We start from the raw sequence: 13,153 nt of genomic DNA, 5'->3' as shown, positions 1-13,153 counted from the left end.
TCGTTTCACAAAGTTGTGAAGACTGTGAGACCTGGGCAGCATCGAGGGTCACACCAGCACGTGGAAGGGGACCACCATGGCAACCGGCGACAGCCACGACCCGGTGCACCTCTTCGTCGAGCGGATGGCCCTGACCTTCGCCGAGGTCGGCTTCCCGCGAATGGCAGCCCGGGTGCTCTTCACGGTGATGACCGCGGACGACCCCCTCACCGCCGCCGAGATCGGCGAGCGGCTCGGGGTGAGCGCGGCGGCGGTCAGCGGCGCGGTCCGCTACCTCACCCAGTTCGGCATGCTGATCCGCGAGCCGGTCCCCCGGTCCCGCCGGGATCGCTACCGGATGCCGGACAACCCCTGGTACGAGGCGACAATCACCAAGACCATGCTCTACAAGACGTTCATCGACGTGGCCGAGGGCGGCGTGGTCGCCCTCGACGGCCCGGAGACGCCGGCCGGCGAGCGCGTGGCCGAGATGCGCGACTTCTTCATCTTCGTGCAGGAGGAAATCGACTCGCTGGGCGAGCGGTGGCGCGCCCGGCGGGCCGCCACCGGCCACCTGCGGCCCGGCGAGATCTGAGCGTCAGGCGGTGTTGCCCCAGCGGGCCTGCTCGAGCATGCGTACCGCCCGGTCGTGGGCCTCCACGTCGTCGGATCGAAGCAGGGTCGTCGCCTCGTCCACCGCGTCGGTGAGCCGCCGCCACTGCGTGTCGCGCTCCCGGACCAGATCCGACTGGGTGGCCAACTGCCGGGTCTTCACCCACAGCTCGACGAAGACCGACACCTTGGCCCGCAGCACCCACGGGTCGAACGGCTTGGTCAGGTAGTCCACCGCCCCCACCTGGTAGCCCCGGAGAGCGAGCTGGGCGTCCCGGTCCGCGGCGGTGAGGAAGATGATCGGCACGTGCCGGGTCCGCTCCCGGCGCTTGATGTGGCTCGCCGTCTCGAACCCGTCCATGTCCGGCATCTGCGCGTCCAGCAGGATCACCGCGAAGTCGTCCACGAGGAGCTGCTTGAGCGCCGCCTCACCGCTCTCCACCGCCACCGACTGCACCGGCAGGCCCTGGAGGATCGCCTCCAGAGCCGTCAGATTCTGCCGCCGGTCGTCCACGAGCAGCGCCTTGGCGATCTGGGTCACGAAGTCTCCTCGGTCCGGCTGCCGTTGATCCAGGACGACATCAACTCGATCAGGTCATCCAGGTCGACCGGCTTGGTGATGTAGTCGCTGCCGCCGGCCGCGAGCGCCGACTCCCGGTCGCCCGGCATGGCCTTCGCGGTCAGGAAGACCACCGGCAGATCAGCGAACCGATGGTTGCGGCGAATCTGGCGGGTGGTCTCGTAGCCGTCCTGGTCCGGCATCATGGCGTCCATCAGCACGATGTCCACCTCCGGATGCTCGGCCAGCAGGCGGACACCGTCCGCCCCGTTGTCCGAGTACAGCACGGTCATCCCGTGCAGCTCCAATGCGCTGGTCAAGGCGAAGACGTTGCGGACGTCGTCGTCCACGATCAGCACCGTGGCGCCATCGAGCTGACGGGTGGCCGGCGCCTCCGGCCGCTCCGGCAACAGCTCCAGCGGCGGCATCAGCAGCGACGACGGCAGGCCGGCGCGCTGCGGAGACGGAAGCTGGGGCGCGACCACGGCATCCGGGGCCAACACCTGCGGCACGAACAGGGTGAAGGTCGAGCCCTGACCGGGAGCGGACGACACGGTGATCGTGCCGCCGATCAGCCGGGCCAGATCGCGGCTGATCGACAGGCCCAGGCCGGTGCCGCCGTAACGGCGGCTGGTCGTGCCGTCCGCCTGCTGGAACGCCTCGAAGATGATCGACAACTTGTCGTCGGAGATGCCGATCCCGGTGTCGATCACGGTGAACGCGATCACCTGCTGGGCGTTCGTCAACGCCGGCACGTCGAAGACCGCGTTGTCCGCCGCCGGGGCGATCCGCAACGTCACCGCGCCGTTGTCGGTGAACTTCACCGCGTTGGAGAGCAGGTTGCGCAGGATCTGCTGCAACCGCTGCGCGTCGGTCACCAGCGCCGGCGGCAGATCCTTGCTGACCCGTACCTGGAAGTCCAGGTTCTTCTCCTCGGCCTGCGGCGCGAACGCCTGCTCGACGTAGCCGCGCAGCTCGGCGAAGCGGATCTCGGTGGGCTCGACGTCCATCCGGCCCGCCTCGATCTTGGACAGGTCGAGGATGTCGTCGATCAGGCGCAGCAGGTCGGAGCCGGACCCGTGGATGGTCTTGGCGAACTCGATCTGCTTCGGGCTGAGGTTCTGCTCCGAGTTCTCCGCCAGCAGGCGGGCCAGCAGCAGCAACGAGTTCAGCGGCGTACGCAGCTCGTGGCTCATGTTGGCCAGGAACTCCGACTTGTAGGCCGAGGCCCGGGTCAGCTGCTGCGCCTTCTCCTCCAGGCCCAGCCGAGCCAGCTCGATCTCCCGGTTCTTCGTCTCGATGTTGCCCTTCTGCTCGGAGAGCAGAGTCGCCTTCTCCTCCAACTCGGCGTTCGTGCGCTGCAACTCCGCCGACTGCTCCTGCATCTCGTGCGCCAGCCGCTGCGACTGGGCCAGCAACTCCTCCGTACGACGGTTGGCCTGGATGGTGTTGACCGCGATGCCGATGGTGAGCACCAGCCGCTCCAGGAACGCGAGGTGCAACTCGGAGAAGGCCGACACGCTCGCGAACTCGATCACACCGAGCAGCTCGCCCTCGAACAGCACGGGAAGCACCACCAGGTCCGACGGAGGTGTCTCGGCCAGACCGGACCGCAGGGTGAGCCGGCTGTCCGGGGAGGCGCTGACCCGGATCGTGCGGCGGGACAGCGCGGTCTGCCCGACCAACCCCTCACCCGGACCGAAGGTGACGTCGTTGCCCCGCGCCACGTACCCGTACGAGGAGGTCAGCCGCAGCCGCATGCTGCCGTCGGTGTCGTCGGCCAGGAAGAAGGCGCCGAGCTGGGCGTCGACGAGCGGGGTCACCTCCATCATGATCATGCGGCAGACCTCGCCGAGATCGCGCTGACCCTGCAACAGGCCGCCGATCCGCGCCAGGTTGGAGTCCAACCAGCCCTGCTCGGCGTTCTTCTTCGTCGTCTCCCGGAGGGTGACGATCATCTGGTTGATGTTGTCCTTCAGCTCGGCGACCTCGCCCTGCGCCTTGACGGCGATCCGCTGGGTCAGGTCACCCCGGGTCACCGAGGTGGACACCTGGGCGATGGCCCGTAGCTGCGTGGTCAGCGTCGAGGCGAGCTGGTTGACGTTCTCGGTCAGGTCGCGCCAGGTGCCGGACACGCCCTTCACCTGCGCCTGACCGCCCAGCTTGCCCTCGATGCCGACCTCGCGGGCCACCCGGGTCACCTCGTCGGCGAACGACGAGAGCTGGTCGACCATCGTGTTGACAGTCGACTTCAGCTCCAGGATCTCGCCCTGGGCGTCCACGGTGATCTTCTGGCTCAGGTCGCCCTTCGCCACCGCGGTGGTCACCGAGGCGATGTTGCGGACCTGGCTGGTCAGGTTCGACGCCATCGAGTTGACGTTGTCGGTGAGATCCCGCCACGTACCGCTGACGCCCTTGACCTGGGCCTGACCGCCGAGTTTGCCCTCGGTGCCCACCTCGCGGGCCACCCGGGTCACCTCGTCGGCGAACGACGAGAGCTGATCGACCATCGTGTTGACAGTCGACTTCAGCTCCAGGATCTCGCCCCGCGCGTCCACAGTGATCTTCTGCGACAGGTCACCCTTCGCCACGGCGGTGGAGACCTGGGCGATGTTGCGGACCTGAGCGGTCAGGTTCGACGCCATCGAGTTGACGTTGTCGGTCAGGTCGCGCCAGGTGCCGGCGACGCCACGCACCTGCGCCTGACCGCCGAGCTTGCCCTCGGTGCCCACCTCGCGGGCCACCCGGGTCACCTCGTCGGCGAACGACGAGAGCTGATCCACCATCGTGTTGACAGTCGACTTCAGCTCCAGGATCTCGCCCCGCGCGTCCACGGTGATCTTCTGCGACAGGTCACCCTTCGCCACGGCCGTGGTCACCGAGGCGATGTTGCGGACCTGGCTGGTCAGGTTCGACGCCATCGAGTTGACGTTGTCGGTCAGGTCGCGCCACGTACCGCTGACGCCCTTGACCTGGGCCTGACCGCCCAGGTTGCCCTCGGTGCCCACCTCGCGGGCCACCCGGGTCACCTCGTCGGCGAACGACGAGAGCTGGTCGACCATCGTGTTGACGGTGTTCTTCAGCTCCAGGATCTCGCCCTGCGCGTCCACGGTGATCTTCTGCGACAGGTCGCCCTTCGCCACGGCCGTGGAGACCTGGGAGATGTTGCGGACCTGGCTGGTCAGGTTGCCGGCGAGCTGGTTGACGTTCTCGGTGAGGTCGCGCCAGGTGCCGGAGACCCCGCGCACCTGGGCCTGACCGCCGAGCTTGCCCTCGATGCCCACCTCACGGGCCACCCGGGTCACCTCGTCGGCGAACGACGACAACTGGTCCACCATCGTGTTGACGGTGTCCTTCAGCTCCAGGATCTCGCCCTGCGCCGCGACCGTGATCTTCTGCGACAGGTCACCACGCGCCACCGCCGTGGAGACCTGCGCGATGTTGCGGACCTGGGCGGTCAGGTTCGACGCCATCGAGTTGACGCTGTCGGTCAGGTCCTTCCAGGTGCCGGCCACGTTCGGCACCTCGGCCTGGCCGCCCAACTTGCCCTCGGTGCCCACCTCGCGGGCCACCCGGGTCACCTGCTCGGCGAAGAGCCGCAGCGTGTCGGTGAGGTAGTTCATCGTGGCGGCCAACTCGGCGACCTCACCGCGTGCGCCGACCGTGATCTTCTGCGACAGGTCACCCTTGGCCACCGCCGTCGCCACCTGCGAGATCGACCGCACCTGGCCGGTCAGGTTCGACGCCATGGTGTTCACCGAGTCGGTGAGGTCCTTCCAGGTGCCGGCGACGCCCCGCACGTCGGCCTGGCCACCCAACTTGCCCTCGGTGCCCACCTCACGGGCCACCCGGGTCACCTCGTTCGAGAACGAGGAGAGCTGGTCCACCATCGTGTTGACGGTGCGCCCGATGCGCAGGTACTCACCGCGCAGCGGCCGGCCGTCGATCTCCAGCGCCATGTGCTGGGACAGGTCGCCGTCCGCGACCGCCACGATGACCCGGGCGATCTCGGTGGTCGGTCGGCCCAGGTCGTCGATCAGCGAGTTGATCGCCCGCTGCCCCTCCGCCCAGGAACCGTCCAGCCCCTCGTCGTCGAGCCGCTCGGTGAGCCGACCGTCGCGACCGACGATCCGGCTGATCCGCCGCAGGTCCAGGTACTGCCGCTCCTGGAGCGAGACCACCTCGTTGAAGGCGTCCGCCACCTCACCGGCCGCGCCCGCGCGGCGGGGAAGCCGGACCTTCAGGTCGCCGCGACCGATCCGTCGCAGTGCCTCGGTCAACTCACCGAGGAGCGCCTCGTGGTCGGGCGCGGACGGATCCGCCACCGACTGCTTCGCCGTGGTCATCATTCCTCGCTCCACTCGGGGGCTGCCGGTCCGTACGGACACACCGGCACCCCATATTGTGCCTGCGAGCGCCGTAGTGCCAGGGTGCGCGACCCGCCAGGCGGCCCCGACCGCCATCCGATCCGCCCGATCGGTGCGAGGCCGGCCCGCGCCCTCGCACACCTCGCAGAACGGCCCGAACACGCCGCACCGTGGCGATCACCCCTCCCCCTCCGATGGGGGGAAAGGGACGCGCAACTGATGATCGGCTTGGCACCCGACGGGGCGACGGTGGAGGATACGAGGGTGTCAGCCGAGGCGGGGCCCGCGACGGCCGGGGCCCGGGACGGGACGACCCGGCGCGTCCGGCTGCCCGCCGACCGCCGTACGCCGGCCGCCGCCCGCGCCGTGGTCCGCTCGGTGTTGACCGAGTCACACCTGGACGAACTCGTCAACGAGGCCCTGCTGCTCACCACCGAGCTGACCACGAACGCCGTCGAGCACGCCCGCACCGAGTTGGACATCGAGGTCGTCGCCGACCAGGTCGGGCTGACCGTCACGGTCTCCGACTTCGCCCCCGGCTCCGGTGACGAGCTGACCGTCGGCGCCCGCAACGACTCCACCGAGATCGACGAGGTCTCCGAACGGGGCCGGGGTCTGCTCCTGGTCGACCACTTCGCCAGCCGCTGGGGCACCACGTACCTGCCCACCGGCAAGGGCGTCTGGTTCCGGCTGGACCGCCCCGGCGCCGACCCGCAGACCGAGGGCAGCGGTGGCGATCCTCGGATGAGCACCGACAAATCCGCGCCGAGCGCCAGCGCGATGAGCGAACTCATGCAAACCGCCCCCGACCTGTACGCGGACGACCCGCTGCCCGACTTCGCCACCAGCCTGCTCAGCCGGGTCGCCGAGATGGTGGGAGCGGCCGGCGGCACGATCCGCCTCGACCGGGGCGACGGACAGGGGCGCCAGGTGTTGGCCCACTTCGGTCGGCCACCCCGCCCCGGCAGTGAGCTGCTCCGGGTGCCGCTGACGGTGCACCGCCCGTACGCCGGGGAGCTGGAGCTGGACGCCGCGCCGTCGGCGTACGCCCGGCCGTTGGCGGTGCTCACCGCCGAGCGGCTGTCGCTGCACCTGGAGAACGACAGGCTGCGCCGGGCCGACGTCCGGCGGCAGGTGTGGTTGACGTTCCTGGCCGAGGCGAGCGAACTGCTCGCCCAGTCGTTGGACGTCGACCTGACAATGGCCCTGGTCCCGCAGTTGGTGGTCCCCCGGCTCGGCCAGTGGTGCGCGGTGCACACCGCCGACGAGTGGGGCCGGCTCCGGCTGGCGGCGGCCAGCCACGCCGACGAGTCGATGCTGCCGCAACTGCACAAGGTGCTGGCCGAGACCGGGCCGGATTCCATCCAGGCTCGCCTACGCGAGGCGTCCCGCAGCGCCGCGCAGATCCCCCTCGGCGGGCCGATGGAGGGTTTCGCGGTCCCGCTCATCGCGCGGGGGCAGCGGCTCGGGACCCTGGCGGTGGGCCGGCACCAGCGGCACCGGCACGACCCGGACGAGGTGGCCGTCCTCGAGGACGTGGCCCGGCGGGCCGCGCTTGCCATCGAGAACGCCCGGATCCACGCCGAGCGCCGCCGCGTGGCGCAGACGCTCCAGCAGTCCCTGCTGCCGCCGGTGCTGCCGCTCGTGGACGGGATCGGCTTCGCCGCCGAGTACGTCCCGACCGGCGACGACGCCGAGGTGGGGGGCGACTTCTACGACGTGGTGCCGCTGCCCGACGGGCGTTGGCTGGTGGTGATCGGTGACGTCTCGGGCAAGGGCGTCCAGGCCGCCGCGGTGACCGGGCTGGTCCGAGACGTGATCCGGGTGCTTGTCGTCGACGGCAAACCGTTGCCGGAGGTGCTGGCTCGGCTCAACGAGACGCTTGTCGAGCGGGGTGGCGGACGATACTGCACGTTGGCGCTGGCTGCGGTCGGGCCGGGCCCGGGCGATGTGTTGGACGTGTCGCTGCATCTGGCCGGGCACGACCAGCCGGTGCTGCTGGCCGGTGCGGGTGGCGCGGGGTTCGTCGGCACCAGCGGCACCGCGCTCGGCCTGCTCGACACGATCACCACGCCAACGGCGAAGATCACGCTCGCGCCGGGCGACTCGCTGATCTTCTACACCGATGGCGTCACCGAACGGCGGCGCGGCCGGGAGCTGTTCGGCACCGACCGACTGCGGGACGCGGCCGCGCCCCTGGCCGGATACTCGGCCGACGTGGTGGCCGCCCGGCTGCGCTCCGCCGCGATCAACTTCTCGGTGGAGCCACCCCGGGACGACATCGCCATCCTGGTGCTCCGCAACGACGCGACCTGACCGGCACGAGCGGCCCTGGTTCCCGGGTCGGCTCGGTAGATTGACGGCCATGACGAGTGTCGCGCAGGGCACGTCGTACTCCCGGCCGATGGCCCGTGCCCTGATCGCGGCGCAACTCGCGACCATCGGCGCGTTCCTCGTCGTGCTCGCGCTCTACCTGGGTCGGATGGTGGCTGCCGGGGTCGGCCCGGCCGACATGGTGACCGGCGCGTACGACCCGAAGGACATGGTCCCCTTCGGGATGGCCGGGGTGAACCCGTTCTTCTGGCTCTACGCCGTGGTCGCGATCCTGTACCTGGTGGGTGCCGTGCTCGGGCCGCTGTTGGCGATCGCCGCGGTGGCACTTGTCGCCCGGGAACGCGAAGCCCTGCCCCGGGCGACAACGGCGCTGCTGCTGACCGGGGTGGTGGGCAGCCTGCTGGTGCTGGTGGCCCGTTTCACCCCCCAGTTGCTGGACATGCACCGGTGGTGGCTGGACTGACTGTGAGCCGGCCGGGCCGGCCGGCCGCCCAGCCTTGCCGGCGGTGTGGGCTCACAGACCCCCGGGCAGGCGCCCGGGAGCGAGCCGGTGGTCCGGATCGAGGTGCTCCTTGGCCGCCCGCAGTTGGGCCAGGCCGGCCAACTCGCCCCAGAGGTCGACGGCCTGGCGGACCGCCGCCGGAGCGGAGACCACCACACAGCGGCCCTGCCGGGCCAGCAGCACCCCCCGGACGGCGGCCAGGATGGACGCCACCCGGTCGGGAGCCAACGCTCCGGGCAGTGCCGCGTGCACCACACCCAGCCCGGCGGACCCGCGCACCGGCACCGGCGCGCCGGCCGCGTCGCGGAGCGCGTAGACGGCGGCGTGCAGGTCGCCGATCGGCACCTCCAGGCGCAGCGCCGTGTCGCCGGGCGCGAACGGGTAGCGACGCCACCACGTCGGCGCGGAGTGGGCGATTGTCGCCTCCCCGTGCAGCAGGCCGACAAGTCGCTCGGCGCGCTCGGTGACGTCGGCCGGGCCACCCTCCAGCAGCACCACCAGGCTGCCCGCCCGGGACGGGACACCGGAACGCCCGGACATCGACGGGTGGCGCTCCCGAGCCGTCGCGGACGGGTGGCCGGGCGGGTACGGCGTACGTGGTCGGAGGGGGGCTCCCGGCAGGTCCAGCTCGACGGCCGCCGGCTCCAGTCGGGCGGCGAGGATCTGCCGGATCAGGTCGTGCACCTCCAGCGGCGTCCACACCGGGCGGGACACCCAGAGCCGGCTCGCCGGCATCGGCTGCACCCGCAGGCTCGCCGACACCAGCACACCGAGCGCGCCCTGGGAGCCGCAGAGCAGCCGGGCCAGGTCGAGACCCGGCGCACCGCCCCCGGCGCTCACCAACTCACCGTCGGCGGAGAGGTAACGGACACCGAGCAGCTGGTCGCAGGGGCTGCCGTGACGGTGACGCAGCGGACCGGCCTCACCGGCGGCGAGCACCCCGCCGAGGGTCGCGCCGGGTGACGGGGCGTCCATCGCCAGCCGCTGCCCGGTGCGCTCCAGCGTGGTCTGCACCGCTCGCAGCGGAGTGCCGGCGCCCACCTCGGCCACCGGCGCGCCAACCGGCTCGTGACCGATGCCGGCCAGCCGGCCGGTGTCGAGCATGATGTCGACCTGCACGGGCGTGGCGCCCCAGTCGATCTTCGTGCCGGCCCCCCGGGGAACCACCGCCAGGTCGTGCGCGGCAGCCAACCGCAGCACGTCGGCGGCGGCGGCCGGACCGCCCGGCACCGCCACCCAGCGTGCCCGCCGACCCGCCACCTCGTCGGCCGCACCGCCGAGCCGCGAGAACGGCGGACCGCAGATCGCCGCCAGTCGTCGGGTGATCTCCAGAGCGCCGGACCGGCCGAGGGAACTCGCTGCTGCCGCCATGCCGGCTATCGTACATGTGTTCTAAAGCCGTGGTGGCGCTGATCGGGATGCCGTTGGTACGGCTCGCCGCCGGCACCGACCGGTAACGTGGCCGCCGTGACCACCGAGACTGCCCCGCCCGCGGCGAAGCGGGTGCCCAGCGAGCGCAGGCACCACGGCGACACAGTCGTCGACGAGTACGCCTGGCTCGCCGCCAAGGACGACCCGGAGACGATCGCCTACCTGACCGCCGAGAACGAGTACACCGACGCGCGCACGGCGCACCTGACCGCGCTGCGCGAGGACCTGTTCGAGGAGACCCGCCGACGCACCAGGGAAACCGACCTGTCCGTGCCGAGCCGCAAGGGCGGGCACTGGTACTACACCCGGACCGTCGAGGGTCAGCAGTACGGGGTGCAGTGTCGGCGCGCGGTACGCGACGGCGAGATCGAGCCCCCGGTCAGCACGGACGGCGCCCCGCTCGACGGTGAGGAGGTGCTGCTCGACGGCAACCTGCTCGCCGAGGGGCACGACTTCTTCTCACTCGGCGCGTTCGACGTCAGCCCGGACGGCCGCTGGTTGGCCTACTCCACCGACTTCTCCGGCGACGAGCGGTTCACCCTGCGCGTGAAGGACCTGACCACCGGCGAGGTGCTGCCGGACGAGGTGCCGGACACGTTCTACGGCACCGCCTGGTCGGCCGACGCGTCGGTGCTGTTCTACGTGACCGTGGACGACGCCTGGCGCCCCAATCGGGTCTGGCGGCACACCGTCGGATCCGCCTCCGGGGACGATGTGGTGGTCCACCAGGAGGACGACGAGCGGTTCTGGGTGGGCGTGGAGCTGACCCGGTCGGAGAAGTTCATCCTGATCGACGTCCACAGCAAGGTGACAAGCGAAGTCCTGGTGATCCCCGCCGGCAACCCGACCGGCGCGCCGGCCGTCATCGCACCCCGCCGGCAGGGTGTCGAATACGCGGTGGAGCACCACGGCCACCGTTTCCTGATCCTGCACAACGACGGCGCGGAGGACTTCGCGCTGGCGTTCACCTCGGCGGACACGCCCGGCGACTGGGTGCCGGTCATCGCACACACCCCCGGCACCCGGCTGGAAGCCGTGGACGCCTTCGCCAACCACCTGGTCGTGTCGCTGCGCACCGACGGGCTCACCGGGCTGCGGGTGTTGCCGGTGGGCAGCGACGACTCGTACGACATCGACTTCCCCGAGCCGCTGTACAGCGTCGGCCTCGACGCCAACCCGGAGTACCGCACCGGACAGGTCCGCCTGCGCTACTCCTCGCTCGTCACGCCCGACTCGATCTACGACTACGACCTGGTCACCCGGCAGATGGTTCTGCGCAAGCAGAAGCCGGTCCTGCCCGGCCCGGACGGACGACCGTACGACCCGGCCGAGTACGAGCAGCACCGTGACTGGGCACTCGCCGACGACGGCACCCGCGTGCCGATCTCGCTCGTCTGCCGGGTCGGCACCCCCCGGGACGGCTCGGCCCCCTGCGAGTTGTACGGCTACGGCTCGTACGAGGCCAGCATGGACCCGTGGTTCTCGGTGGCCCGGTTGTCGCTGCTGGACCGGGGCGTGGTCTTCGCGGTGGCGCACACCCGCGGCGGCGGGGAAATGGGCCGACGCTGGTACGACCAGGGCAAGCTGCTGGCCAAGAAGAACACCTTCACCGACTTCGTCGCCTGCGCCCGACACCTGGTCAAGGCCGGCTGGACGGCAAGCGACCGGCTGGTCGCCCGCGGAGCCTCGGCCGGCGGCCTGCTGATGGGCGCGGTGGCCAACCTGGCACCCGACGCGTTCACCGGCATCGTCGCGCAGGTGCCGTTCGTGGACGCGCTCACGTCGATCCTCGACCCGTCGCTGCCACTGACCGTCACCGAGTGGGAGGAGTGGGGCAACCCACTTGAGGACCCCGAGGTGTACGCGTACATGAAGTCCTACACGCCGTACGAGAACATCGCGGCGGTGGACTACCCCGCGATCCTCGCGGTGACAAGCCTCAACGACACGCGGGTGCTCTACTCGGAGCCGGCGAAGTGGATCGCCCGGCTGCGGGCGGTCGCCCCGAACGGCGACTACCTGCTCAAGACCGAGATGGGCGCCGGGCACGGCGGCCCGAGCGGTCGCTACGACTCCTGGCGTGAGGAGGCGTTCATCAACGCCTGGATCCTGGACCGCATCGGTCGCGCCTGATCCAGGCGAGCGTGATCGCGCTCGATCGTGGAAGTAGTGCCCTCGGGCGTCGGGGAGGCCACTACATCCCTGATCGAGCGCGATCAGGGGAGGGTCCGCGCGACACCCGGATGGCGGGCGCCGCGCGGCCTGGTATTGCGGGGTCGGCGCGGATGTCGGGCCTAGACTTCCGGGGTGACCGGGGCTACGGATGGTGACGGCGGGGCCGCCGAGGACGTCCGCCGGCCGCGCGTCGCGGCGTTGGCGCGGGATCGTCGGGTCTGGCTGATCCTCGCCGTGGTCGCCGGCCTCCTGGTCTGCTGCTGCTCGGCGGTGATCGGCGCCCTTGTGGCACTCTCCTCCGGCCTGCTCACCGCCTGACCTGGTCGAACTCGCCGACGGCCGACCTGGCCGACCCGGCCTGGCCTGACCCGACCTGGCCTGGCCGCACTCCGCGCCCGTCCACGATCGACTCGGCTTCCTGGAAATCGGGCCTTCCTGGCGGTCCTGATGCCCCGACATCCTGAAGGCCGAGTCGATCACAGCGAGCACCCGGCGGAAACGCGGCTCACGTCGTGCGAGGTTCGTCCAGGGCAGTGCCGGCGGGCCAGGTGGGGACGCGGCCGGTCTGGGTCAGCAGGTGGGCCAGGTCGGGGGTGGAGGTCGCGGTCGCGGGGGTCGACACCGGCTCGGCGAAGACGCCCATCTTGCGGGCCGTCGGGCCCAACTGCTCGACCAGCCCGTGCAGCTCGGCCACCGCCTCCGGGGCCGGCTGGTACGCCTGACCGGTGGCGACGGCGAGGTCCCAACCGTGCACGGTCAGATCCAGCAGAGCCATGCCGCCGATGACGGACTGCGGCATGCCCATCCCCGGCGACACACCCTCCAGGGTCGACGGATCCGCCCAGGCGGCGATCAACTTGTCGGTCTCCGTCTTGAACCGGTCCCGCCAGCCGTCGGTGAGGTGGTCGGGCTTCTCGGCCCATTCCACAGGCCGTTTGACGGCCAGGTCCTGGAAGTTGACCACCACCTCGAACAGGTGGTTGAGCAGATCGCGGACCAGGTAGTCGCGGCACGGGGTGGGCAGATCGAACTGGTCGTCGGCGATGCCGCGCACCACGTCGACGGTTCGCGGCGCGGCAGCCGCCAGCAGGTCGCTAGTCTGAGTGGTCATAGGGCCAGCGTATGAGGGTGGTCTTGAATAAATGCGACACCGACCGCGTGGCGACAGCCGGGGGATTCTCGACCCCGGGCGCA

At 70.8% G+C, this 13,153-nt stretch carries 9 protein-coding genes; 5 read left to right on the top strand and 4 right to left on the bottom strand.

What is annotated here, in order from left to right:
- The first annotated feature begins 76 nt into the window (after window positions 1-76).
- Window positions 77-574, top strand: coding sequence for a GbsR/MarR family transcriptional regulator (locus ACPXBU_RS07320; RefSeq protein WP_393365529.1), 498 nt, complete (start codon window positions 77-79; stop codon window positions 572-574).
- Window positions 575-577: 3 nt separating this feature from the next.
- On the opposite strand, the gene ACPXBU_RS07315 is transcribed toward ACPXBU_RS07320, so the two are convergent.
- Together ACPXBU_RS07315 and ACPXBU_RS07310 are read right to left on the bottom strand one after the other, a co-directional pair.
- The gene (locus ACPXBU_RS07315; protein ID WP_393365528.1) at window positions 578-1,132 is read right to left on the bottom strand and encodes a response regulator; all 555 of its coding nucleotides are present in this window, start codon (window positions 1,130-1,132) and stop codon (window positions 578-580) included.
- On the bottom strand, window positions 1,129-5,496 hold the full coding sequence (locus tag ACPXBU_RS07310) for a HAMP domain-containing protein (RefSeq protein WP_425757298.1): 4,368 nt from the start codon (window positions 5,494-5,496) through the stop codon (window positions 1,129-1,131). The genes ACPXBU_RS07315 and ACPXBU_RS07310 overlap by 4 nt, the downstream gene beginning before the upstream one ends.
- A 285-nt stretch (window positions 5,497-5,781) precedes the next feature.
- On the opposite strand from ACPXBU_RS07310, the gene ACPXBU_RS07305 reads away from it, so the two are divergent.
- The gene (locus ACPXBU_RS07305) at window positions 5,782-7,833 is read left to right on the top strand and encodes a SpoIIE family protein phosphatase (protein ID WP_393365522.1); all 2,052 of its coding nucleotides are present in this window, start codon (window positions 5,782-5,784) and stop codon (window positions 7,831-7,833) included.
- 49 nt (window positions 7,834-7,882) lie between these two features.
- The gene (locus ACPXBU_RS07300; protein WP_425757296.1) at window positions 7,883-8,314 is read left to right on the top strand and encodes a hypothetical protein; all 432 of its coding nucleotides are present in this window, start codon (window positions 7,883-7,885) and stop codon (window positions 8,312-8,314) included.
- Window positions 8,315-8,365: 51 nt separating this feature from the next.
- Here ACPXBU_RS07300 and ACPXBU_RS07295 read toward each other — a convergent pair whose 3' ends face one another.
- Entirely contained in the window at window positions 8,366-9,724 is a 1,359-nt protein-coding gene (locus tag ACPXBU_RS07295) for an FAD-binding oxidoreductase (RefSeq protein ID WP_425757294.1), read from the bottom strand.
- A gap of 96 nt (window positions 9,725-9,820) precedes the next feature.
- Between ACPXBU_RS07295 and ACPXBU_RS07290 the strand changes: the two genes are divergently transcribed.
- Window positions 9,821-11,917 (top strand): S9 family peptidase, encoded by a 2,097-nt coding sequence (locus ACPXBU_RS07290; protein ID WP_425757292.1) that lies wholly within the window; start codon window positions 9,821-9,823, stop codon window positions 11,915-11,917.
- Between the two features lie 174 nt (window positions 11,918-12,091).
- Window positions 12,092-12,277: a hypothetical protein gene (locus ACPXBU_RS07285; protein ID WP_425757290.1), complete on the top strand. Its 186-nt coding sequence runs from the start codon at window positions 12,092-12,094 to the stop codon at window positions 12,275-12,277.
- Between the two features lie 187 nt (window positions 12,278-12,464).
- Here the strand turns inward: ACPXBU_RS07285 and ACPXBU_RS07280 are convergent, their stop codons facing one another.
- Window positions 12,465-13,070 carry a TIGR03086 family metal-binding protein gene (locus ACPXBU_RS07280; RefSeq protein WP_425757288.1) on the bottom strand — a complete coding sequence of 202 codons (606 nt, stop codon included), beginning with the start codon at window positions 13,068-13,070 and terminating at the stop codon, window positions 12,465-12,467.
- Between the last annotated feature and the right edge of the window lie 83 nt (window positions 13,071-13,153).

The organism is Micromonospora sp. DT231, assembly GCF_049847025.1.
Taxonomy (GTDB): domain Bacteria; phylum Actinomycetota; class Actinomycetes; order Mycobacteriales; family Micromonosporaceae; genus Micromonospora.
This window is presented reverse-complemented; position numbering and strand designations above follow the sequence as displayed.